Genomic DNA, 22567 nt, shown 5'->3' on the forward strand with positions numbered 1-22567 from the left:
TGCCCGTCAAATACGTCCACTGCATCAGGTTATTATGCCTGCCGATGAACAAAAAGAGAATCGAACCTCACTATCGTTAACCCTTTGAGTAACGGCAATTTACGCCCGGCTTCACGTTTAATGTAACCCCTTTTCGTAACACCGTTTTGAGTGATCTCGATCACGGTTTTACCCGGCAAAAATCCGTGAGATAGAGCACAGGTTCTTCCGCTTTACCTTTTCGTGAATCAGGAATAAAAGCGCACACCGTCATTTATATTCAGCCGTTAATCAGGATATCAAGATGAAAGATCTTTTCAGCTTACAGGGCAAACGCATTTTAATTACTGGCGCCGGGCAAGGTATTGGTTTTGTCATGGCCCAGGGCCTTGCACAATATGGCGCAGAAATTATTATCAACGATATTTCTGCCCCCCGTGCAGATGATGCGGTCATGAAATTACGTGATGAAGGCGCCATCGCTCATGCGGCGGTATTTAATGTTACCGATGCTGATTCCGTCGAGCAGGCCATTGGTAAAATCGAAGAGGAAATTGGCGCCATCGACGTGTTATTTAATAATGCGGGCATTCAGCGGCGCCATCCGTTTACCGAATTTCCGCTGCAGGAATGGAATGATGTTATTTCCGTGAACCAAACCGCGGTATTTCTCGTCTCCCAGGCGGTGGCTAAGCGGATGGTCGCTCGCCAGCGCGGGAAAATCGTCAATATCTGCTCAATGCAGAGCGAGCTTGGTCGCGACACCATCACGCCGTACGCCGCCGCCAAAGGCGCGGTAAAAATGCTGACCCGCGGCATGTGCGTCGAACTGGCGCGCTATAACGTCCAGGTCAACGGCATTGCGCCGGGCTACTTTAAAACCGCCATGACCCAGGCGCTGGTTGATGATAAAGCTTTCACCGACTGGCTGTGCAAACGTACGCCGGCCGCCCGCTGGGGCGATCCGCAGGAGCTGGTTGGCGCCGCGGTGTTCCTGTCCTCTAAAGCCTCTGATTTCGTCAACGGTCATCTGCTGTTCGTCGACGGCGGTATGCTGGTTGCAGTCTAAGTAAGGAGCGTATTATGGCAGGGCAATGCATTATTTTGATGGGTGTCTCAGGCACCGGAAAGACCACCGTCGGCCAGGCGTTAGCCCAGGCGCTCGGCGCAAAATTTATCGACGGAGACGATCTTCATCCGCGGCAGAACATCGTCAAAATGGCCGCCAGCCAGCCGCTCAATGACGAAGACCGAGGGCCGTGGCTGGAGCGGATCGCGGACGTGATTTTTAGCCTTGAGCAGAAGAATGAGTCGGGCGTGCTGGTGTGCTCGGCGCTGAAGAAGCGCTACCGCGATCGGCTGCGCGAAGGCAGCGGCAGTGTGCGCTTTCTGTGGCTGACCGGCGAGTACGAATGCATTCTGCAGCGGATGCAGCAGCGTAAGGGGCACTTTATGCCGGAGGCGCTGCTGCGCAGCCAGTTTGCCGCCCTGGAAGCGCCTGACGCCAGCGAACGCGATATTTTAGCCGTCGATATTGCCCCCGACGTCGCCAGCATCGTGGCGCAGTCATTAAATTTACTTGAGCCTCAATTACTACAGGGAATGCCGGCATGATTATTGATACCTTAGCCGCCGCGGCCAAAAATACATTCTATCCGTCGATTATTCGCCAGGCGCTGCAGGCCGTCGCCCAGCAGGACCCGCACTCCCTGCCGCCGGGGAAATATACGGTCGATGGCGATAACCTGTTTTTCACCGTCGTCGAAGGCCAGACGCGCCCGCTGGCGGAACAGCGCCCGGAGTACCATCGTCAGTACATCGATATTCATATTGTGCTGGCAGGCGTTGAGATTATTGGGGCGGGAAATAAAGGGCTGGCCATCACCGCAGACGGGCCGTTTAAGGACGCCCATGATATTGGCTTTTGCACCGGGATTAGCAGCGAAACGCTGATTCATTTACATCCTGAGGAGCTGGCGATTCTGTTTCCCGGCGAGCTTCATCGGCCGATGGGCGCCATGGATGCCGGCGCGCCACTGCGTAAAATTATCGTCAAAATAGACCACGCCCTGCTGTAAAACCGGTAACGATAACCGGCCCCGCATTCACCCTCGCGGGGCCCTGGATAACGATTAGTTATCCAGCTCGTCCATCGATTTCACCTGATCGCGATTGATCTGCTCGGTGCGGCCGGTTGCGGCATTTTTGTAAGAGACCATGCCGGTATCACTATCCACCTGCGGCTTGCCGTCGGTGACAATGGTTCTGCCATCGGTGGTTTTCAGCGACTGGTTTGATGAGCACCCCGCCACAAACAACACCGCCGTCGCTGCCAGCGCGGATGCCACCAGAATTTTGTTCCGCATTGTATCCTCCTGTTTTTCCGTCAATGAGTATTGTTATCGTGCTAATTATAGTTAGCCCGAGCCGGGAGGAAGTTAAAAGCAGAACTCTCCGAAGATGAGCGGGATAAAAAAACGGGCCGACGATAACGTCAGCCCGTTTTGTTGCGCAGCCGGCAGCGCCGGAACGGCTTATTTTTTGATTTGCGCGTGCATTTCCTGAACCGAGGTCACCTTCTCCATGGCGTTGGCGTTCAGCGCCATCGCCGTGGCGAAGCCGCCGTTCAGGGTGGTGTCGTAATGCACCTTGTACTGCAGGGCGCTGCGGCGAATCAGCTTGGAGTCTTCAATCGCCTGGCGGCCTTCGGTGGTGTTGATGATGTAGGTGTATTCGCCGTTCTTGATACGGTCCTGAATATGCGGACGACCTTCATGCACCTTGTTCACCAGGCGCGGATTGATACCGGCTTCGCCGAGAACAATCGCGGTCCCGTGGGTGGCATCCAGCTCGAAGCCGAACTTCAGCAGCTTAGCCGCGAGGTCCACCACACGCTCTTTGTCGCCTTCACGCACGGAGAGCAGCGCACGGCCCTGTTTTTTCATCGTCGAGCTGCTGCCCAGCTGCGCCTTGGCGAACGCTTCCGCAAAGGTGCGGCCGACGCCCATCACTTCCCCGGTAGAGCGCATTTCTGGCCCTAACAGCGGGTCAACGCCCGGGAACTTGTTGAACGGCAGCACCACTTCTTTTACCGAGTAATACGGCGGGATAATCTCTTTGGTCACGCCCTGCTGAGCCAGCGTTTGGCCGGCCATTACGCGTGCCGCCACTTTCGCCAGCGGAACGCCGGTGGCCTTGGAGACAAAGGGGACGGTACGCGCCGCGCGCGGGTTCACCTCAATCAGATACACTTCGTTGTTTTTGACCGCGAACTGCACGTTCATCAAGCCGCGAACCTGCAGCTCGAAGGCCAGCTTCTGCACCTGCTCGCGCATCACGTTCTGGATGTCCTGGCTCAGGGTGTAGGCCGGCAGCGAGCATGCGGAGTCGCCGGAGTGAACGCCGGCCTGCTCGATGTGCTCCATAATGCCGCCAATCAGCACCATCTCGCCGTCGCAGATAGCGTCAACGTCGACTTCTACCGCATCGTCAAGGAAACGGTCCAGCAGTACCGGCGCGTCGTTAGAGACGCTTACCGCGGTCTGGAAGTAGCGACGCAGGTCGACTTCGTCGTAAACGATTTCCATCGCCCGACCGCCAAGAACGTAGGACGGACGCACCACCAGCGGGTAGCCAATCTCTTTGGCCTTCTCAACGGCCATTTCAATCGCGGTCACGGTGGCGTTCGCCGGCTGCTTCAGCTTCAGACGGTCAACTGCCTGCTGGAAACGCTCGCGGTCTTCCGCACGGTCAATCGCGTCCGGGCTGGTGCCGATAACCGGCACGCCGGCCGCTTCCAGCGCGCGCGCCAGCTTCAGCGGAGTCTGGCCGCCGTACTGGACGATAACGCCCTTCGGCTTCTCGATACGCACGATTTCCAGCACGTCTTCGAGGGTCACCGGCTCAAAGTACAGGCGGTCGGAGGTGTCGTAGTCGGTGGAGACGGTTTCCGGGTTACAGTTAACCATAATGGTTTCGTAACCGTCTTCGCGCAGCGCCAGCGAGGCGTGCACGCAGCAGTAATCGAATTCGATACCCTGGCCGATACGGTTCGGGCCGCCGCCAAGCACCATAATTTTATCGCGGTCAACCGACGGGTTCGCTTCACACTCGTCTTCATAGGTGGAGTACATGTAGGCGGTATCCGTTGCGAACTCCGCCGCACAGGTATCCACGCGCTTGTAGACCGGGTGCAGGTTGTACTGGTCGCGCAGCTTGCGGATTTCCGCTTCGCGCACGCCCGCCAGCTTAGCCAGACGCGCGTCGGCAAAGCCTTTACGCTTCAGCATCCGCAGGAAGTCAGCGTCAAGGCCGTTGATGCCAGCCTCTTCCACTTTCTCTTCCAGACGCACCAGCTCTTCAATCTGCACCAGGAACCAGCGATCGATGTTGGTCAGGTTGAAGACGCCGTCGACGGACAGGCCCGCGCGGAAGGCGTCGGCGATGTACCAAATACGCTCGGCGCCGGCGTCTTTCAGCTCGCGGCGAATTTTAGTCAGCGCTTCCGGGTCGTCGAGGCTCACTTTAGGGTCAAAGCCGGTTGCGCCCACTTCCAGACCGCGCAGCGCTTTCTGCAGCGACTCCTGCTGGGTGCGGCCAATCGCCATCACTTCGCCGACCGATTTCATCTGCGTGGTCAGGCGGTCGTTAGCGCCGACGAACTTCTCGAAGTTGAAGCGCGGGATCTTGGTGACAACGTAGTCGATAGAGGGTTCGAACGATGCCGGGGTACGGCCGCCGGTGATGTCGTTCATCAGCTCGTCAAGGGTGTAGCCCACCGCCAGCTTCGCCGCCACTTTGGCAATCGGGAAGCCGGTCGCTTTCGAGGCCAGCGCCGAAGAGCGCGATACGCGCGGGTTCATTTCGATAACAATCAGGCGACCGTCTTTCGGGTTCACCGAGAACTGAACGTTGGAACCGCCGGTTTCAACGCCAATTTCGCGCAGCACCGCCATCGAGGCGTTACGCATCACCTGGTACTCTTTATCGGTCAGGGTTTGCGCCGGGGCCACGGTGATGGAGTCGCCGGTATGGATGCCCATCGCGTCGAAGTTTTCGATGGAGCAGACGATGATGCAGTTGTCGTTCTTATCGCGCACCACTTCCATCTCGTACTCTTTCCAGCCGATCAGCGATTCATCGATCAGCAGCTCATTGGTTGGAGAGAGATCGAGGCCGCGGGTACAGATTTCTTCAAACTCTTCGCGGTTATAGGCAATACCGCCGCCGGTTCCGCCCATGGTGAAGGAGGGACGGATGATGCACGGATAGCCCACGTCAGCGGCAACCGCCAGCGCTTCTTCCATGGTGTGCGCGATACCGGAACGCGCGGTGTCGAGGCCAATTTTTTTCATCGCCACGTCGAAGCGACGGCGGTCTTCCGCTTTATCAATCGCATCGGCGGTGGCGCCAATCATGGTCACGCCGAATTCGGCCAGCACGCCCTGACGTTCCAGCTCCAGCGCGCAGTTCAGCGCGGTCTGGCCGCCCATGGTCGGCAGTACGGCGTCCGGACGCTCTTTTTCGATGATTTTGCGTACCACTTCCCAGTGGATCGGCTCAATATAGGTGGCATCGGCCATTTCCGGGTCGGTCATGATGGTGGCTGGGTTAGAGTTCACCAGAATGACGCGGTAACCCTCTTCGCGCAGGGCCTTACAGGCCTGCGCGCCAGAGTAGTCAAATTCACAAGCCTGGCCGATAACGATCGGGCCAGCGCCAAGAATCAGGATGCTTTTTATGTCTGTACGTTTTGGCATGGCTTTTTTCTCCTGATTATTTCGCGGACTGGCGGTACTGCTCAATTAACTCGATGAAATGGTCGAACAACGGCGCGGCATCGTGCGGGCCTGGGCTCGCCTCCGGGTGTCCCTGGAAGCTGAAGGCCGGCTTATCGGTGCGATGAATGCCCTGCAGCGTACCGTCGAACAGGGACTTGTGGGTCACCCGCAGGTTAGCCGGCATGGAGGCTTCGTCTACCGCAAAACCGTGGTTCTGCGCGGTAATCATCACCACGTTATTATCAATATCTTTAACCGGGTGGTTGCCGCCGTGGTGGCCAAACTTCATCTTAACGGTCTTCGCTCCGCTCGCCAGCGCCAGCAGCTGATGGCCGAGGCAGATGCCGAATACCGGAATATCGGTGGTGAGGAATTGCTCAATGGCCTCAATCGCATAGTCGCACGGCGCCGGGTCACCAGGGCCGTTGGAAAGGAAGATACCGTCCGGATTCATTTTCAGCACCTCTTCCGCAGAGGTTTTTGCCGGCACGACCGTCAGGCGGCAGCCGCGGTCCACCAGCATGCGCAGGATGTTGCGCTTAGCGCCGAAATCATAGGCCACCACGTGGAACGGCAGCTCGCTTTCCGCCTTCGCTTCCGGCAGGTCGCCCTCCAGAGTCCAGCTACCCTGCGTCCAGCCGTAGGCTTCTGAGGTGGTGACTTCCTTCGCCAGGTCCATCCCGTTGAGACCCGGGAATGCTTTTGCCTTTTCCAGCGCCAGCTGCGCATCGAGGCTATCGCCAACGATGATGCAGCCGTTCTGAGCGCCTTTTTCACGCAGCAGGCGGGTCAGCTTACGGGTATCGATATCGGCAATCGCCACGATGTTATGGCGCTTCAGGTAAGAAGAGAGGTCTTCGGTATTGCGGAAGTTGCTGGCAATCAGCGGCAGGTCGCGAATAACCAGACCCTGAGCATGTACCTGGGAAGACTCTTCGTCGGCGGCGTTGGTGCCGACATTACCGATATGGGGATAAGTAAGAGTGACAATTTGGCGGGAATAGGAAGGATCAGTGAGGATTTCTTGATAACCGGTCATTGAAGTATTGAAAACGACTTCCCCAACCGCCGTGCCCGTTGCCCCGATGGCCCGACCGTGAAACTGGGTTCCGTCTTCCAGAACCAATAGCGCTGACTTAATCAAAACACCCTCCAGAGAATATTCACTCACTTTATTTGCATATTAATGCATTCGCGTAGCATGAATCAATGCAAATTTGCTTACCTATGGATTTCTGGCAAACGGCGGCATTCTGGAGAGATGTCGGGGAAAAGTCAACTTAAAGCGCATATTTTTAATATCATTTTGCGCCACTGGCCAACCAGCGCTGCTTTAACAGCTAAAAAGATCAACAAACTAGCGTTAGAAAACGCTTGCGCAGCGTCATGATTGTAAAATATGGCATAACCATGCGAAAAAGTAGACCAGATGGTCAAAATTTACATTAAAATAACAGAAACTGGCAGGATAAACGTAAATTACAGCGCTCTTAACTAAAAAGACATAAAAACACGCTAAAAATAAAAAGGGCAATAAAATATTGCCCTCTGCAATCAATTACTTATTGAATGCCATAACCACATCACGATGGGTAATAAAACTTATAAAGCGTTCAATTCAAGGACATCACGCATATCAAAGAGGCCACTTTTCTTGCCTTTCAGCCACAATGCCGAGCGAACCGCGCCGTTAGCAAACGTCATCCGGCTTGATGCTTTATGGCCGATCTCAATTCGCTCGCCAATATCGGCGAATATCGCCGTATGTTCGCCGACGATATCCCCCGCGCGTACCGTGGCAAAGCCAATCGTTCCCGGAACGCGTTCGCCGGTATAGCCTTCACGACTGTAGACCGCGCAATCTTTCAGATCTTTGTTCAGCGCACCGGCAATCGCCTCGCCCATCGCCAGCGCGGTACCCGACGGGGCATCCACTTTATGGCGGTGATGCGCTTCGATAATTTCAATATCAGTGTAGTCGCCCATCACCTTTGCCGCCTTTTCCAGCAGCTTGAGCATGACGTTGACGCCGACGCTGAAATTAGCCGCGAAGACGATAGCAATCTCCTGCGCCGCATCGCGGATGGCCTGTTTTCCCGCGTCATCAAAACCAGTGGTACCGATCACCATCCCTTTACCGTGCTCGCGGCAGAATGCGAGGTGGGCCAGCGTCCCTTCCGGACGGGTGAAATCGATCAGCACGTCAAAACTCTCTTTAACCGCCGTCAGGCTGCTTTGCACCGTGACGCCCATCTTGCCCGCGCCCGCCAGCTCACCGGCGTCGCTGCCGATCAAGGAGGAGCCATCGCGCTCCAGCGCCGCGCCAAGCGCCACGCCGTCCATCTGCTGTACCGCCTGGATTAACTGGCGTCCCATCCGGCCGCCCGCGCCGGCGATGGCCACGCGGATTTGTGCATCATGCATAGCTATTCTCTTTTGTTAACTTTACGTAAATTGTTTTCAGAGTAACCAGCCCATCGATGGGCCGCTACTCAAAAACGCCGATAATTAGAAATTTATGACAAACCGCGGTCGATATCAGTAAAAACTATATGTTTGTGCCGAGAATCGGCCATTGGGCAGCGAGAAGGGACGAACAAACAGGGGCTGGAACCCCGGTTCGGCCATGTGCTGGTCAATCCAGGGTCAGATATTGATGAAAAACCGAGCAATTAATGCAGGAACAGCTCTCCTGGAGGGAAGCCATAGAGGAACCAGGTGACCGCCAGCAGATCCGCACTGCCACCGGGGCTGAGATGACGAACAATCAGTTCATCGTCCAGCTGACGTAACGCTTCCAGCCCACCTTCAGCCAGCACTCCGCCTTCCCACAGCAGCTTTTGCGCCTGCTGCTGAACAAAGTTGAGTCCTTCTAGCCCGCCGCGTGAAACCAGGTTGGTATCGTCATTCCACGCCATCAGATGCAGCAAGGTCTGTAATAACGCCAGATTGGCATCGCCGGTATCCGCCATCACGCGATTAAATACCGGCATCGCCTGAGTGCGCACGGTACGAAAGCCGCTTTCCGCTTCACCCCGGGCACCAGACAGCCCGTAGCGCAGGAAATGCGCCTCGCCTTTGCTCACCTTCTTCCCTTCCGAGGCGGAAAGCTCGCGCCCAACCACGCCGCGACAGAATCGGGCAACCTGATCGCAAACCCGGTGCTGTTCAACCGGCTCCCCTCGGGCAACCAGCCTTCCTGCCGCCGCGCTGAGCAGGCCAAAAGCGAAGATCGCCCCGCGATGAGTATTCACCCCCCCGGTGACTTCCAGCATATCCGTCTCACAGGCCATGCCCACCGGACGCAGCATCATCAGCACCTGTTCCGGTGTGATATTGCCCGTATCGTGACCCATGATGAAAAACTTCTCCATCCATGGGGCGACAACCGCTGTACTGGCTTCAAATGACGCCAGATCCATATCCTGGTGCGCGCCGGTGTTACGGATATCCACCAGACCCGGCTTCGGCGTCAGGCGAACTTCCGTCAGCAGCGCCCGCTCCACGCGAGAAACGATATCCTCCGCCGCGACCGTTTGACGACTCAACTGGCGATGCTGGCTCATGATCACTTCGCTCATGCCTTCTCTCCTCGATGCGTTTAGCTGGCGGTTTTAACCTGATGAATCACGTCAATCACTGAACCATCGCGATAGCGCACCACGGCCACCATCCGGTCGGTAAATTCGATCGACTCAGGTTTACCGGTCAGAAGCTCGGCGCGCTGTTGTAGCTCTTCAATAGTCATCAGCGGGATACCGGCGCTGCGCAGGTTATCGATCAGATCCTGACGCGCCGGATTCACGGCAATACCATGGTCGGTCACCAGCACATCCACGCTGGCCCCCGGCGTGACGCGAGTCAGCACCTTCTCCACCACGCACGGAATGCGCCCACGCACCAGCGGCGCGGTGATAATGGTTAAATCAGCCCCTGCCGCCGTATCGCTATGACCACCAGATGCCCCACGCAGCACGCCGTTGGAGCCGGTCATCACGTTGACGTTGAATCCGGTATCAATTTCCAGCGCGCTCAGCATCACCACGTTCAGGCGCTCGCAAGAGATGCCTTTAGAACTTGGGTTCGCGTACTGATTAGCAGAGATTTCGATATGGTTCGGGTTATTCGCCAGCGAACGCGCAGCATCGCCGTCGAAAGACTGGGTATCCAGCAGCGCTTTAATCAGGCCCTTTTCATGCAGATCGACCATCGTGCCGGTGATCCCGCCCAGACCAAAGCTGGCGGTGATCTCATTACGACGCATCTTATCTTCGAGGAAGCGGGTTACCGCCAGCGACGCGCCGCCGGTGCCGGTTTGCAAAGAGAATCCGTCTTTGAAGTAGCCAGAATGTTCGATCACTTTGGCCGCCTGGCGGGCGATCAGTAGCTCGCGCGGGTTGCTGGTCAGGCGGATCGCCCCGGCGGTGATTTTCGCCGGATCGCCAACTTCCTCAACCTGCACGATCAGATCAACCTGATCCTGAGCGATACTGGCCGGGTAGTTCGGATAATCAACCCACTCTTCGGTCAGCAGCACCACGCATTTGGCGGCATCAGCATCCACTTTGGCGTAGCCCAGTGAGCCGCAGCGAGATTTGCCGCTAAAGCCGTTGGCGTTGCCATACTCATCGCAGCACGGCACCCCAAGGAACGCCACGTCAATATTCAGTTCGCCGGTTTGCACTAAATGCGCACGACCGCCGTGGGAGTGAATTTGTACCGGGTTTTCCATCAGGCCCGCAGAGATCTCTTCCCCCAGCTTGCCACGCAGGCCAGAGGTGTAAATCTGGCGAATTACGCCGTTTTTAATATGCTCGATCAGCGGCCAGTGAGCGTCGATCAGCGAACTTGAGGCTAACGTCAGATCGCGAAAGCCCATTTCAGCCAGCTTCGCTACCACCATATTGACCACCCTGTCGCCGCCGCGAAACGCGTGGTGGAAGGAGATGGTCATGCCGTTTTGCAGCCCGGAGCAGCGAATCGCCTCTTCCAGCGAGGCGCAAATTTTACGTTTGCGCTTTTCACTTTCGCTGGCCAACCACGGGCTTTTCGCCGTCACGCCCGCATAGGGCTCTAATCCTTCCGGCATGACGTATTGTTGATTAAGCATTGCCACAGTCTCTTTCATTATTTCCTCCTTAATCACGAATGCCGGAAGCCGACAGCGCCACGACCTTGCGCGCATGATCGATAATCGGTCCATCTATCATCTTGCCGTTCAGCGATACCACGCCCAGACCGCGCTCCTCCGCCTCTTCCGCCGCCGCGATAACTTCGCGCGCGTGCTCGACGTCTTTAAGTGTTGGGGCATAAACCTGATGCAGCAGCTCAATCTGGCGAGGGTTGACCAGCGATTTGCCGTTAAAGCCAAGGTTTTTCGCCAGATTCGCTTCCGCGAGGAAACCCTCTTCGTTGTTGATCTCCGACCACACCACGTCATAGGCCGCGATCCCGGCAACGCGGGCTGCGTGCAGCACCGCGCAGCGGGCATAAAACAGCTCGGTGCCGTCGCCGCGGCAGGTGCCCATATCTATCACGTAGTCAAAGGCCGCCAGCGCAATGGCCGACAAACGCGGGCTGGAGCGGGCGATCTCGACTGCATTCACTACTCCAAGCGCCGACTCAATCGCCGCCATTAATTTGGTGCTGCCCACTTCCCGGCCGCACTCTCGTTCAATACGCTCAACGTGGGCTTCCAACTCATGGATATCTTCTTTGCTATCGGTTTTCGGCAAACGGACCATATCCACACCCGCGCGCACCACCGCTTCGAGGTCAGCAAGGCCAAACGGGGTATTGAGCGGGTTAATACGCACCACGGTTTCGACATTCCGATACAGCGGATGCTGTAGCGCGTGATGCACCAGCAGGCGGGCAGTATCTTTTTCACGCAGCGAAACGGCGTCTTCGAGGTCAAACATCACCGCGTCTGCGCCGTAAACAAAAGAGGTGCTTAACATCGCGGCATTCGCGCCGGGAATAAACAGCATACTGCGACGAGGTTTCATAGCTGGCTCCATTGCAGTTGAGATTGTTTAGCTGCGCGCAGCGCCGCGGCCTGAACGCGAGCCTTCAGTACGCATTCGAGCGCACCTTTATCATCGACGACCACATTCGCCCGGGTAACATCAAGCTGCGCCAACGTCTCTCTGACCACCCGCTCAATCGCGGCGCCAAACTGCTGCTTCACGACGCTGTCGATTTCAAGCTGGATACCCGGCTCATTAGCAGGCCCAATCCTGACCATCACATCGCTGGATTCCAGCGTGCCGGCCAGGGCGTCAATCATCATTTCCATAGAGGCAGATCCTTAGTTATGGAGGTAAAATCAGGCGGTTTGATGTTCGCTTTCCGCCAGATGCATCAGAAAAGAGAGCGTTCCAGGCGGAACCAGCGGCTCAATAGCCGACCACCGGCACTCTTTATAGAGCTTGCGCACTCGGGAAGCGGAGATCGGCCCGCCATCTTTCTCAACCCGATCCAGCTCAACCACTTGAATGGTCGGTGTAGCGCCGGAAGCTTCAAGCAACTGCTGCATGCGCAGGTTGTAATGACGGGTTAATGAACACAGCGGCTCGCTGCCGACAAAACGGTGGGTTATCTGTAGCGCCGGGGCGAGATGTTCGCGGAAGAGCTGGAGATCGATCTGGCAGTGGCAGTCGTCGACCACGCCGTTGTCTTTCAGGAAATAGCCGGGAAACGTCGCCCGGGAGATCAGGTAAGCCGATCCCGGATGCAGGGTGACGTTTTCAATTCCCGTAATCCCCTGCTCAATCAGCGCTACGCGATCCTGATAGCTGAAAAATGACGCGTCTTCCTTCACCACGAACAGATGCAGCCAGTCGCACTGACGGGCGGCCTGCTCGACCAGCCATCGATGCCCCAGCGTAAAAGGATTGGCGTTCATCACGATGGCGCCAATTTTTTCCCCCGGCTGGCGATACATCGTGAGCTGGCGGCAATAACGGGCCAGACGTTCACGGCTATTTTCCATCAAAACGGCCTGGTCGCCCGCGCGGGCGATAGGCCAGAATCCAGCGCAGGAAAAGAGCGCGGCGTTATACGGTTTGGTGAATAAAAACAGTTCGCTGCGGCCCAGTTCATACGCCTGAGTCATCAGTTCGGTCAGCAGCTTCAGACTTAGCCCTTCCCCCTGTAGCGACGGGTCGACTGCAATACACTTCAGAACGCATCCGGCAATTGCGCCGCAGCCAACAATGCGCCGCTGGTGTTCGGCGACAATCACAATTTCGCAATCCGCCTCCAGCGAGAGCTGATGCTGGTGAAGGAAGAGATCAATCGCCTCTCGCCGCCGGGAATCTTTCTGTACCACGACGCATTTTAATATCAGATTCATTTTTTAGCGCTTCATTGACCAAAAACGAACTGTATTTCGCCACCGTTCCCGTCGCGGTTCTTTTATTTAAATCACACTTTTCCCCGTACCTTAATTGGCTTTATGGTTTTTATGCTTTTAATTAATTCAGAAGAATAAAAACAATTAAATTAATAAAAAACACGACCAATCAGTGAAGATAATCACATATCCACCCGGAGCATATTTACTATTATGCCGTCGTCTTATTATTGCTTTTCCCAACGGAATTAATACACAAAATCATTCAAGTTGCATCGAGGCGGTAACTGAATAAACCCCCAGGAGCTTACGCATACTAAGTGACTGGGGTGAGTGAAGGCTGCCAACAAAGAGGCAGCTTGAAGGATGATGTGTATATTCCTTTTTTCAACAAGGTGACGTCATGACTAACATGAGCCAGGCTCCGGCAGCGGAGAAAAAAGGCGTTAGCGATATACTGGGGTTTAAAATCTTCGGTATGCCGCTTCCGCTTTACGCGTTTGCATTAATTACATTACTGCTTTCACACTTTTATGACGCGCTACCCACTGATATCGTGGGCGGCTTCGCGATAATGTTTATTATTGGCGCTATCTTTGGTGAAATTGGCAAACGCCTGCCAATCTTTAATAAATATATTGGTGGCGCACCGGTAATGATCTTCCTGGTCGCCGCGTATTTTGTTTATGCCGGTATTTTCACGCAGAGAGAAATCGACGCAATCACCAATGTGATGGATAAAAGTAACTTCCTGAACTTATTCATCGCAGTGTTGATTACCGGCGCTATTTTGTCGGTTAACCGTAAGCTACTGCTGAAATCCCTGCTGGGTTATATTCCAACTATTCTTATGGGGATCGTCGGCGCATCAATTTTCGGTATTGCTATTGGGCTGTGCTTCGGTATTTCCATCGATCGCATCATGATGCTGTATGTTCTGCCGATTATGGGCGGCGGTAACGGCGCAGGCGCGGTTCCGCTGTCTGAAATTTATCACTCCGTCACCGGTCGCTCTCGTGAAGAGTACTACTCAACCGCGATTGCTATTCTGACCATCGCCAACATCTTCGCCATCGTTTTCGCCGCACTCCTCGATATTATCGGCAAAAAATATACCTGGCTGAGCGGTGAAGGCGAGCTGGTACGTAAAGCTTCGTTCAAAGTTGAGGATGACGAAAAAGCGGGCGCGATTACCCATCGTGAAACAGCGGTCGGCCTGGTGCTCGCCACCACATGCTTCCTGCTGGCCTACGTGATTGCCAAGAAAATTCTGCCAAGCATTGGCGGTGTCTCTATCCACTACTTCGCCTGGATGGTACTGATCGTCGCGGCGCTGAACGCCTCTGGCCTCTGCTCGCCGGAAATCAAAGCCGGTGCTAAACGTCTGTCTGACTTCTTCTCTAAGCAACTGCTGTGGGTGCTGATGGTCGGCGTCGGCGTGTGCTACACCGACCTGCAAGAGATCATCGACGCGATCACCTTCGCTAACGTGGTGATTGCCGCTGTCATCGTAGTGGGTGCCGTCGTCGGTGCCGCTGTCGGCGGCTGGCTGATTGGCTTCTTCCCGATTGAATCCGCAATTACCGCTGGCCTATGTATGGCTAACCGCGGCGGTTCCGGTGACCTGGAAGTGCTATCTGCCTGTAACCGTATGAATCTTATCTCCTATGCACAAATCTCCTCCCGTTTGGGCGGCGGTATTGTGCTGGTCATCGCGAGCATCGTGTTCGGCATGATGATGTAATAAACACGCACGATGGCGATGTTTGAGCGTAAACCACTGCGGTGCAAATTAGGGTCCAGGGCCGGGGGCGGCTTCGGGAAATCCACCCTACTCCTTAGCCGGATGCACCAATGAATTTACTTTCAAACACGCCATCGTGCCCTTACTTTTGGACCTTTTCATGAGTGATGCAGTACTGCTGGGTGAAGGCTTCACCCTGATGTTCCTCGGCATGGGATTCGTGCTGGCGTTTCTGTTCCTGCTGATTTTCGCCATCCAGGGCATGTCCGTCGCCGTCAACCGCGTCTTCCCTGAACCGGCCCCGGCGCCCAAAGCGGCTCCCGCTGCCGCCGCGCCCGTTGACGACTTCGCCCGCTTAAAGCCGGTGATTGCCGCCGCTATCCACCACCATCGCCGCCTTAACCCTTAATTCACGGAGCTTCCATGACCGTTGCCATTACCGATGTCGTCCTGCGCGACGCCCACCAGTCCCTTTTCGCCACCCGTCTGCGCCTTGACGATATGCTGCCGATTGCCGCTCAGCTCGATAACGTCGGCTACGGCTCCCTCGAATGCTGGGGCGGCGCCACCTATGACGCCTGCATCCGCTTCCTCGGCGAGGACCCGTGGGTCCGCCTGCGCGAGCTGAAAAAAGCCATGCCGAAGACCCCGCTGCAGATGCTGCTGCGCGGCCAGAACCTGCTTGGCTACCGCCACTACGCCGATGACGTGGTGGCGCGCTTCGTTGAGCGCGCCGTTAAAAACGGCATGGACGTGTTCCGCGTCTTCGACGCCATGAACGACCCGCGCAATATGAAAGCCGCATTACAGGCGGTACGCAGCCACGGGGCACACGCTCAGGGCACTCTGAGTTACACTACCAGCCCGGCGCACACCCTGCAGACCTGGCTGGACCTGACCGAACAGCTGCTGGAAACCGGCGTCGACTCCATCGCCATCAAGGACATGTCCGGCATTCTCACCCCGTCTGCCGCTTTTGAGCTGGTCAGCGAAATCAAAAAACGTTACGACGTGCAGCTGCACCTGCACTGTCACGCCACCACCGGGATGGCGGAGATGGCCCTGCTGAAGGCTATCGAGGCGGGCGTTGACGGCGTTGACACCGCCATCTCCTCAATGAGCGCCACCTACGGCCATCCGGCCACCGAAGCGCTGGTAGCGACGCTGGCCGGGACGCAGTACGACACCGAGCTGGATATCCTGAAGCTGGAGAGCATCGCGACGTACTTCCGCGAGGTGCGCAAAAAATACCACGCCTTTGAAGGCCAGTTGAAAGGCTACGACAGCCGCATCCTGGTGGCTCAGGTGCCGGGCGGGATGCTCACCAACCTCGAAAGCCAGCTGAAGCAGCAGAACGCGGCCAACAGGCTGGACGACGTGCTGGCGGAAATCCCCCGCGTGCGCGAGGACCTCGGCTTTATTCCGCTGGTGACTCCGACCTCGCAGATTGTCGGCACCCAGGCGGTGCTTAACGTCCTCACCGGCGAGCGCTACAAAACCATCGCGAAAGAGACGGCGGGCATTCTGAAAGGCGAGTACGGCCACACCCCGGTACCGGTTAACGCGGCGTTACAGGCGCGGGTGCTGGACGGTGCGGAAGCCATCACCTGCCGCCCGGCGGACCTGCTGAAGCCGGAGCTGGCGCAGCTTGAGGCAGATGTTAAACGCCTGGCGCAGGAGAAAGGCATTACGCTTGCGGAAAACGTCATCGACGACGTACTGACCGTGGCCCTGTTTCCGCAGATTGGCCTCAAATTCCTTGAGAACCGCCACAACCCGGCGGCGTTTGAGCCGGTGCCGCAGGTGGAAGCCGCGCAGCCTGCGGCAAAAGCAGAAAAACCTGCTGCCTCCGGCGTCTATACCGTGGAAGTGGAAGGTAAAGCCTTTGTGGTGAAGGTCAGCGACGGCGGCGATATCAGCCAGCTGACGGCGGCTGTACCTGCTGCATCTTCCGCCCCCGCAGGCGCAGGCACCCCGGTGACCACCCCGCTGGCGGGCACTATCTGGAAGGTGATTGCCGGCGAAGGCCAGAGCGTGGCGGAAGGCGACGTGCTGCTAATTCTGGAAGCCATGAAGATGGAAACCGAAATCCGCGCCGCGCAGGCCGGGACCGTACACGGTATCGCGGTGAAGTCCGGCGATGCGGTCGCCCTGGGCGATACCTTGATGACGCTGGCGTAAGGAAAAGGAACGGAAATGGAAAGTCTGAACGCCCTGATTCAGGGCATGGGCCTGATGCACCTTGGCATCGGCCAGGCCATCATGCTGCTGGTGAGCCTGCTGCTGCTGTGGCTGGCCATCGCGAAGAAGTTCGAGCCGCTACTGCTGCTGCCGATTGGCTTTGGCGGCCTGCTGTCGAATATTCCGGAAGCCGGGCTGGCGCTGACCGCCCTGGAGAACCTGCTGGCGCACCACGAGGCCGGGCAGTTGGCGGTAATTGCCGCGAAGCTCAACTGCCTGCCGGATGTCCATGCCATCAAGGAAGCCCTGGCGCTGGCCCTGCCGTCGGTACAAAACCAGATGGAAGAGCTGGCGGTGGACATGGGCTACTCGTCCGGGGTGCTGGCGATTTTCTATAAGGTCGCTATCGGTTCGGGCATCGCCCCACTGGTGATTTTTATGGGTGTCGGGGCGATGACCGACTTCGGCCCGCTGCTGGCCAACCCGCGCACCCTGCTGCTGGGGGCGGCGGCGCAGTTCGGTATCTTCGCCACGGTGCTCGGGGCACTGACGCTGAACTACTTCGGCCTGATTTCCTTCACCCTGCCGCAGGCGGCAGCCATCGGCATTATCGGCGGCGCGGACGGCCCGACGGCGATTTACCTGTCGGGCAAGCTGGCGCCGGAACTGCTGGGGGCCATTGCGGTGGCGGCGTACTCATACATGGCGCTGGTGCCGTTAATCCAGCCGCCAATTATGAAGGCGCTGACCACAGAGAAGGAGCGGACAATCCGCATGGTGCAGCTGCGCACGGTGAGTAAGCGGGAAAAAATCCTCTTCCCGACGGTGCTGTTGCTGCTGGTGGCGCTGCTGCTACCGGACGCGGCCCCGCTGCTGGGGATGTTCTGCTTCGGCAACCTGATGCGCGAGAGCGGCGTGGTGGAGCGCCTGAGCGATACGGTGCAGAACGGGCTGATTAATATCGTGACCATTTTCCTCGGGCTGTCGGTGGGCGCGAAGCTGGTGGCGGACAAGTTCCTGCAACCGCAGACGCTGGGCATTCTGGTGCTGGGGGTGATTGCGTTCGGTATCGGGACGGCGGCCGGGGTATTGATGGCGAAGCTGCTCAATAAATTCAGCAAGAATCCGATTAACCCGCTGATAGGTTCAGCCGGGGTATCGGCGGTGCCGATGGCGGCAAGGGTATCAAACAAGGTGGGCCTGGAGTCGGACCCGCAGAACTTCCTGCTGATGCACGCGATGGGCCCGAACGTGGCCGGAGTGATTGGCTCGGCAATTGCCGCCGGGGTGATGCTCAAGTACGTACTGGCGATGTAGTTCAGTGCCCTTCCCGGAGGCGGCGCATTGCGCCACCTCCGGGAGAGAGTTCAGGTTACGGTGTAAAAGCCCGATCCTGCGGGTAAATCGCCCGCGACCGGAGATACGTAAAACGTCGTATTCCAACTGAATGTCTTCTGAAATCAGCAAAACTGTGGGCCGATTCAGCGTCATTGGCCACGAAAAAAGAGAAAATGACCTTTTGATGTCAATTCGCCCAATGTTTACCCGAAAAATCACGCACTGGTTTGCCCGGCGTTCATTCCAGAACCGCATCTTTCTGTTGATCCTGTTCACCTCAACAATCGTGATGCTGGCGATGTCATGGTATCTCACCAGCATTACGGAAGAGCGCCTGCATTACCAGGTTGGCCAGCGCGCGCTGATTCAGGCGATGCAAATCTCCGCCATGCCCGAACTGGTCGAAGCGGTAGAAAAGCACGATCTGGCGCGGATTAAGGCGCTTATCGACCCAATGCGATCGTTTTCCGATGCGACCTACATCACCGTTGGCGATGCGAAAGGCCAACGCCTGTATCACGTGAATCCTGATGAAATCGGTAAATATATGGAGGGCGGCGACAGCGACGACGCGCTGTACAACGCCAAAAGCTACGTTTCGGTGCGCAAAGGATCGCTTGGCTCTTCATTACGCGGCAAATCGCCGATCCAGGACAGCACCGGCAAAGTGATCGGCATCGTATCGGTGGGCTATACCATCGAACAGCTGGAAAACTGGCTCAGCTTACAGATCGGATCGCTGATGATCCCGATGGCAATCATGCTGCTGCTCCTGCTCTATTGCGCCCGGCGTTTCTCGCTGCACATTAAAAAGCAGATGTTGAATATGGAACCGCAACAGCTATCACAGCTGCTTATCCAGCAAAGCGTGCTATTTGAATCGGTATTTGAGGGGCTGATTGCTATCGATTCACACTACAAAATTACCGCCATTAATCAGACCGCACGGCGGCTATTGAACCTGAGCCAGCCAGAAACCATCCTGATCGGCAAAAGCATCAGCAGCGTTATCTCCCAGGAGGCGTTCTTCTACGACGCGCCGCAGGAAAATAAGAAAGACGAAATCGTCACCTTTAATCAGATCAAAGTGATCGCCAGCCGGATGGCCGTCACGCTCAATAGCGAGCCTCAGGGCTGGGTCATTAGCTTTCGTAGCAAAGACGATATCAACACCCTTAGCCTGCAGCTCAGCCAGGTCCAGCAGTACGCAGATAACCTGCGCGCCGTGCAGCATGAGCATCGCAACCTGATCTCCACCATCGCCGGTCTGCTGTTTTTAAAACGCTACGATAACGCGCTGGATCTCATTCAGCAGCAGTCGGAAAGCCACCAGAAAGTGCTCGATTTTATTGCGCGTAATTTTAAAGTGAACCACCTCGCCGGATTGCTGATCGGCAAATACTACCGCGCCAAAGAGCTCGGTTTAGAACTAGTATTCGACCCCTCCTGTTACGTCGATACTCTACCTTCATCACTTTCACACAATGAATGGATCTCGATCGTCGGCAATCTGCTGGACAACGCCTACAATGCCACCTTGCGCCAGCCGGCAGGTTCAAAGCAGATCGAGTGCCTGATCAACAGCGAGGGCGGCGAAGTGATCATCGAGATCGCCGATCAGGGCTGTGGAATTGATGAGTCGATGCGCGATCGCATTTTTGAACGCGGCGTGACTAGCAGCGACAGCGGCGATCACGGTATCGGCCTGTGGCTAGTTCGCAGCTACGTTGAGCAGGCGGGCGGCAATATCGTTGTCGATGACAACACCCCCTTTGGCACTATTTTTACTCTTTATATCCCCCTGACCCGAGATGAACATCATGGATAGCATCACAACCCTCATCGTTGAAGACGAACCTATGCTGGCGGAAATCCTGGTGGATACCATCAAACAATTTCCCCAGTTCGCAGTCATTGGCATTGCCGATAAACTGGAAAGCGCCAAAAAGCTGCTCCGTCTCTATCAGCCACAGCTGATTCTGCTGGATAACTTTTTGCCCGATGGCAAAGGCCTCGATCTGATCCGCCACGCCGTCAACACCAACTACAAAGGCCGCATCATTTTCATTACTGCTGATAACCATATGGATACCATCAGTGAAGCCCTGCGGATGGGGGTTTTTGATTATCTGATTAAGCCAGTGCACTATCAGCGCTTGCAGCATACGCTTGAGCGCTTCGCCCGCTATCGCAGCTCCCTGCGCTCCAGCGAGCAGGCCAGCCAGACCCACGTTGACGCCCTGTTTAATATTCAGGCCAAGGAGCATACCGAAGCCGCTGGGTCTGCGCTGCGCGGCATCGATGAAAGTACTTTTAACCGCGTATTACAGCTCTTCACTGACCCGGAAATCGTTCATACTGCCGACACGCTCGCCCGCATTCTCGGCAGCAGTAGAACCACCGCTCGCCGCTACCTGGAGCAAGGGGTGAAAAACGATTTTCTCGAAGCGGAAATCAGCTACGGTAAAGTCGGCAGACCGGAGCGGATTTATCACGGTAAACATTCTGAGCACGTTTAGCCCCCTGGAGATGCTCTGTTTATTGTGCATCTCCTTTCATTCGCTTATTCCATTGTGTAGCTAACAATCATCTGGCCCTTTTTCATCTTCACCTGGGTCACGATCACTTTTCCCAGTTCAGAAAGCGTGGCAACGTGGGTACCGCCGCAGGGATAATCAGGCAGGGAACCAAATCCCACTCTGCGCAGCCCGTCGACCATAGAGATATGGCGCGGCAGGTTTTCCGCCCGCCAGCCGGCAACTTTTGCCTGCAGCACGCTGGCCTCCGGCAGGGACGCACTGGCGCCTGAGGTGAAGGTAATTCGCCCCTCTCCTGGCCAGTGGTGGGCCTTCGTCGGCTGCCAGCCGCACTGCTCTCCCGCGAGGCCAATCAGGTGGCCCGCCGAGTGCAGACGGGCATGCCGCCGCCGCGCTGCGCCATCAATACGGATCGTCACCTCGCCCGGGGCCAGCGGCTGCGGGACAAGGTGCAGAATGCTGTCGCCAAACGCCATTACCCCTTCAACGGGGATATCCGCTATCCAGCCGCGATCCGCCGGCTGCCCGCCGCCCTGCGGATGAAACAGCGTTTGGTCCAGCTCTATCGCATAGCGGCCATCGGCCTGCTCTACGCAGCTCACTACCCGCGCGCGCCCTTCGGTGGCATCGTTGGTGTAATAAAGACGTTCGGTCATGGTTGTTCTCCTCTCTTTACGCACAGTATATTGATAATACGTACAGAGATAATCCAGCAATCCGCCAATGCACCTTTGCTTAGAGAGCACAAATGAACTTAAGCTTACTTCCCGATTTGGCTCTCTTCGTGCAGATCGTCGAGCAGGGCAGCTTTTCCGCGGTCGCCCGGCTTACGGGGACCACGCCCTCGGCGGTCAGCCGCAGCGTCTCGCGCCTTGAGCGGGAGATGGGCAGCAAGCTGCTGCACCGCTCCACGCGCAAACTCCGCCTGAGCGATGCCGGCAAGACGGTTTACGCCCATGCGCTGGAGATGCTGGAGGCCGCGCGCCTGGCGATGGATGCGGCCGGCAGCGCCCAGCAGGTGGCGCAGGGCAAGCTGACGCTCAGCGTGCCGAAGGCCGTCGGGCGGTTTGTTATCCATCCGCTGATGAGCGAGTTTCTCGCCCGCTTTCCGCAGGTTGACGTCTGCCTGCGTCTCGAAGATCGCTATCTTGACCTAATTGACGACGGGATCGATCTGGCGCTGCGCATCACCCATTCGCCCTCTCCGGGGCTGCACGGCAAGCCGCTGATGCCGGTCAGCCACGTAATCTGCGCCACCCCGCACTATTTACGCCAGCACGGCGCGCCGCAAAATCCGCAGGACCTGCGCGACCATAGCTGCATCAGCCTCGGCGAAACGCCCGCCGATGCGCGCTGGAAATTTCGTCGTGAAGGAAAAACGGAAACTGTTCAGACCCGAGGACGCTACGCCGCCAACCACACCGCCGTGCGGCTGGATGCGGTGAAGCAGAATTTAGGCATTGGCAGCCTGCCGCTGTTTACCGCCCGCGAAGCGCTGGAGCGTGGGGAGATAGTCCAGGTGCTGGCGGAATGGGAGTTTATCAGCAGCTACTCCGGCGAGCTGTGGCTGCTGTGGGCGGGAAATAAGCATATGCCCGCCAGGATGCGGGCCATGATTGACTATCTTAGCGAGAAAATTTATCGCCGCTAA

20 protein-coding genes are annotated in these 22567 nt (G+C 56.8%); 10 read left to right on the plus strand and 10 right to left on the minus strand.

Annotation, left to right across the window (positions count from 1 at the left end; genetic code table 11):
* Positions 1-283 precede the first annotated feature (283 nt).
* Genes idnO through GVK32_RS16970 form a run of 3 tightly spaced genes read left to right on the plus strand, consistent with a single transcriptional unit; the run spans position 284 to position 2057 of the window.
* A complete protein-coding gene (gene idnO / locus GVK32_RS16960; RefSeq protein ID WP_123710145.1) occupies positions 284-1048 on the plus strand; it encodes a gluconate 5-dehydrogenase in 765 nt (254 codons plus the stop codon).
* 14 nt (positions 1049-1062) lie between these two features.
* Positions 1063-1593, plus strand: a complete 531-nt coding sequence (locus tag GVK32_RS16965; RefSeq protein WP_159869786.1) for a gluconokinase — start codon at positions 1063-1065, stop codon at positions 1591-1593.
* Positions 1590-2057, plus strand: a complete 468-nt coding sequence (locus GVK32_RS16970) for a YhcH/YjgK/YiaL family protein (RefSeq protein WP_159869789.1) — start codon at positions 1590-1592, stop codon at positions 2055-2057. The genes GVK32_RS16965 and GVK32_RS16970 overlap by 4 nt, the downstream gene beginning before the upstream one ends.
* Before the next feature lie 54 nt (positions 2058-2111).
* Here the strand turns inward: GVK32_RS16970 and GVK32_RS16975 are convergent, their stop codons facing one another.
* The 9 genes from GVK32_RS16975 to citC form a co-directional block, all read right to left on the minus strand.
* A complete protein-coding gene (locus GVK32_RS16975; protein WP_041143999.1) occupies positions 2112-2345 on the minus strand; it encodes a YgdI/YgdR family lipoprotein in 234 nt (77 codons plus the stop codon).
* A 168-nt stretch (positions 2346-2513) separates the two neighbouring features.
* Positions 2514-5738 carry a carbamoyl-phosphate synthase large subunit gene (gene carB / locus GVK32_RS16980; RefSeq protein ID WP_123710148.1) on the minus strand — a complete coding sequence of 1075 codons (3225 nt, stop codon included), beginning with the start codon at positions 5736-5738 and terminating at the stop codon, positions 2514-2516.
* 16 nt (positions 5739-5754) lie between these two features.
* A complete protein-coding gene (carA, locus tag GVK32_RS16985; protein WP_159869792.1) occupies positions 5755-6903 on the minus strand; it encodes a glutamine-hydrolyzing carbamoyl-phosphate synthase small subunit in 1149 nt (382 codons plus the stop codon).
* A 458-nt stretch (positions 6904-7361) separates the two neighbouring features.
* A complete protein-coding gene (gene dapB, locus GVK32_RS16990) occupies positions 7362-8183 on the minus strand; it encodes a 4-hydroxy-tetrahydrodipicolinate reductase (RefSeq protein ID WP_159869795.1) in 822 nt (273 codons plus the stop codon).
* A 248-nt stretch (positions 8184-8431) separates the two neighbouring features.
* Positions 8432-9325 (minus strand): triphosphoribosyl-dephospho-CoA synthase CitG, encoded by an 894-nt coding sequence (citG, locus tag GVK32_RS16995; protein ID WP_370461153.1) that lies wholly within the window; start codon positions 9323-9325, stop codon positions 8432-8434.
* A 35-nt stretch (positions 9326-9360) separates the two neighbouring features.
* Complete coding sequence (citF, locus tag GVK32_RS17000; protein WP_159869801.1) at positions 9361-10887, minus strand: citrate lyase subunit alpha; 1527 nt, start codon at positions 10885-10887, stop codon at positions 9361-9363.
* Positions 10888-10897: 10 nt separating this feature from the next.
* Positions 10898-11767, minus strand: coding sequence for a citrate (pro-3S)-lyase subunit beta (gene citE, locus GVK32_RS17005; protein ID WP_159869804.1), 870 nt, complete (start codon positions 11765-11767; stop codon positions 10898-10900).
* Positions 11764-12057 (minus strand): citrate lyase acyl carrier protein, encoded by a 294-nt coding sequence (citD, locus tag GVK32_RS17010; protein WP_114683415.1) that lies wholly within the window; start codon positions 12055-12057, stop codon positions 11764-11766. Before citD ends, citE begins: the two co-directional genes overlap by 4 nt.
* Before the next feature lie 30 nt (positions 12058-12087).
* Positions 12088-13116: a [citrate (pro-3S)-lyase] ligase gene (gene citC, locus GVK32_RS17015; RefSeq protein WP_159869807.1), complete on the minus strand. Its 1029-nt coding sequence runs from the start codon at positions 13114-13116 to the stop codon at positions 12088-12090.
* 403 nt (positions 13117-13519) lie between these two features.
* Between citC and citS the strand changes: the two genes are divergently transcribed.
* The 6 genes from citS to GVK32_RS17045 all read left to right on the plus strand — a co-directional run bounded on the left by citS (position 13520) and on the right by GVK32_RS17045 (position 20898).
* Entirely contained in the window at positions 13520-14860 is a 1341-nt protein-coding gene (gene citS / locus GVK32_RS17020) for a citrate/sodium symporter CitS (protein ID WP_159869810.1), read from the plus strand.
* Between the two features lie 160 nt (positions 14861-15020).
* Positions 15021-15269 carry an oxaloacetate decarboxylase subunit gamma gene (locus GVK32_RS17025; protein WP_159869813.1) on the plus strand — a complete coding sequence of 83 codons (249 nt, stop codon included), beginning with the start codon at positions 15021-15023 and terminating at the stop codon, positions 15267-15269.
* A 14-nt stretch (positions 15270-15283) separates the two neighbouring features.
* Positions 15284-17041, plus strand: coding sequence for a sodium-extruding oxaloacetate decarboxylase subunit alpha (oadA, locus tag GVK32_RS17030; protein ID WP_159869816.1), 1758 nt, complete (start codon positions 15284-15286; stop codon positions 17039-17041).
* A 15-nt stretch (positions 17042-17056) separates the two neighbouring features.
* The gene (locus GVK32_RS17035; protein ID WP_159869819.1) at positions 17057-18358 is read left to right on the plus strand and encodes an oxaloacetate decarboxylase subunit beta; all 1302 of its coding nucleotides are present in this window, start codon (positions 17057-17059) and stop codon (positions 18356-18358) included.
* 220 nt (positions 18359-18578) lie between these two features.
* Positions 18579-20207 carry a sensor histidine kinase gene (locus GVK32_RS17040; protein WP_159869860.1) on the plus strand — a complete coding sequence of 543 codons (1629 nt, stop codon included), beginning with the start codon at positions 18579-18581 and terminating at the stop codon, positions 20205-20207.
* On the plus strand, positions 20200-20898 hold the full coding sequence (locus GVK32_RS17045) for a response regulator (protein ID WP_159869822.1): 699 nt from the start codon (positions 20200-20202) through the stop codon (positions 20896-20898). Before GVK32_RS17040 ends, GVK32_RS17045 begins: the two co-directional genes overlap by 8 nt.
* A gap of 44 nt (positions 20899-20942) precedes the next feature.
* Here GVK32_RS17045 and GVK32_RS17050 read toward each other — a convergent pair whose 3' ends face one another.
* Positions 20943-21572: an alanyl-tRNA editing protein gene (locus GVK32_RS17050; protein ID WP_159869825.1), complete on the minus strand. Its 630-nt coding sequence runs from the start codon at positions 21570-21572 to the stop codon at positions 20943-20945.
* Between the two features lie 92 nt (positions 21573-21664).
* Here GVK32_RS17050 and GVK32_RS17055 point away from each other — a divergent pair, with 92 nt between their 5' ends.
* Entirely contained in the window at positions 21665-22567 is a 903-nt protein-coding gene (locus GVK32_RS17055; protein WP_159869828.1) for a LysR family transcriptional regulator, read from the plus strand.

This window comes from Klebsiella sp. 18074 (genome assembly GCF_902705905.1).
Taxonomy (GTDB): Bacteria; Pseudomonadota; Gammaproteobacteria; order Enterobacterales; family Enterobacteriaceae; genus Klebsiella; species Klebsiella terrigena.

What these genes read in the sequence shown, in the direction of transcription:
- GVK32_RS17025 (WP_159869813.1), top strand. Translation starts at nt 15,021, where the DNA reads ATGAGTGATGCAGTACTGCTGGGTGAAGGCTTCACCCTGATGTTCCTC.
- citC (WP_159869807.1), bottom strand. Translation starts at nt 13,116, where the DNA reads ATGAATCTGATATTAAAATGCGTCGTGGTACAGAAAGATTCCCGGCGG.
- GVK32_RS16975 (WP_041143999.1), bottom strand. Translation starts at nt 2,345, where the DNA reads ATGCGGAACAAAATTCTGGTGGCATCCGCGCTGGCAGCGACGGCGGTG.
- GVK32_RS17055 (WP_159869828.1), top strand. Translation starts at nt 21,665, where the DNA reads ATGAACTTAAGCTTACTTCCCGATTTGGCTCTCTTCGTGCAGATCGTC.
- citS (WP_159869810.1), top strand. Translation starts at nt 13,520, where the DNA reads ATGACTAACATGAGCCAGGCTCCGGCAGCGGAGAAAAAAGGCGTTAGC.
- citD (WP_114683415.1), bottom strand. Translation starts at nt 12,057, where the DNA reads ATGGAAATGATGATTGACGCCCTGGCCGGCACGCTGGAATCCAGCGAT.
- citF (WP_159869801.1), bottom strand. Translation starts at nt 10,887, where the DNA reads ATGAAAGAGACTGTGGCAATGCTTAATCAACAATACGTCATGCCGGAA.
- carB (WP_123710148.1), bottom strand. Translation starts at nt 5,738, where the DNA reads ATGCCAAAACGTACAGACATAAAAAGCATCCTGATTCTTGGCGCTGGC.
- GVK32_RS17040 (WP_159869860.1), top strand. Translation starts at nt 18,579, where the DNA reads ATGTTTACCCGAAAAATCACGCACTGGTTTGCCCGGCGTTCATTCCAG.
- GVK32_RS17050 (WP_159869825.1), bottom strand. Translation starts at nt 21,572, where the DNA reads ATGACCGAACGTCTTTATTACACCAACGATGCCACCGAAGGGCGCGCG.
- idnO (WP_123710145.1), top strand. Translation starts at nt 284, where the DNA reads ATGAAAGATCTTTTCAGCTTACAGGGCAAACGCATTTTAATTACTGGC.
- GVK32_RS16965 (WP_159869786.1), top strand. Translation starts at nt 1,063, where the DNA reads ATGGCAGGGCAATGCATTATTTTGATGGGTGTCTCAGGCACCGGAAAG.
- GVK32_RS16970 (WP_159869789.1), top strand. Translation starts at nt 1,590, where the DNA reads ATGATTATTGATACCTTAGCCGCCGCGGCCAAAAATACATTCTATCCG.
- GVK32_RS17035 (WP_159869819.1), top strand. Translation starts at nt 17,057, where the DNA reads ATGGAAAGTCTGAACGCCCTGATTCAGGGCATGGGCCTGATGCACCTT.
- citE (WP_159869804.1), bottom strand. Translation starts at nt 11,767, where the DNA reads ATGAAACCTCGTCGCAGTATGCTGTTTATTCCCGGCGCGAATGCCGCG.
- dapB (WP_159869795.1), bottom strand. Translation starts at nt 8,183, where the DNA reads ATGCATGATGCACAAATCCGCGTGGCCATCGCCGGCGCGGGCGGCCGG.
- oadA (WP_159869816.1), top strand. Translation starts at nt 15,284, where the DNA reads ATGACCGTTGCCATTACCGATGTCGTCCTGCGCGACGCCCACCAGTCC.
- citG (WP_370461153.1), bottom strand. Translation starts at nt 9,325, where the DNA reads ATGAGCCAGCATCGCCAGTTGAGTCGTCAAACGGTCGCGGCGGAGGAT.
- GVK32_RS17045 (WP_159869822.1), top strand. Translation starts at nt 20,200, where the DNA reads ATGGATAGCATCACAACCCTCATCGTTGAAGACGAACCTATGCTGGCG.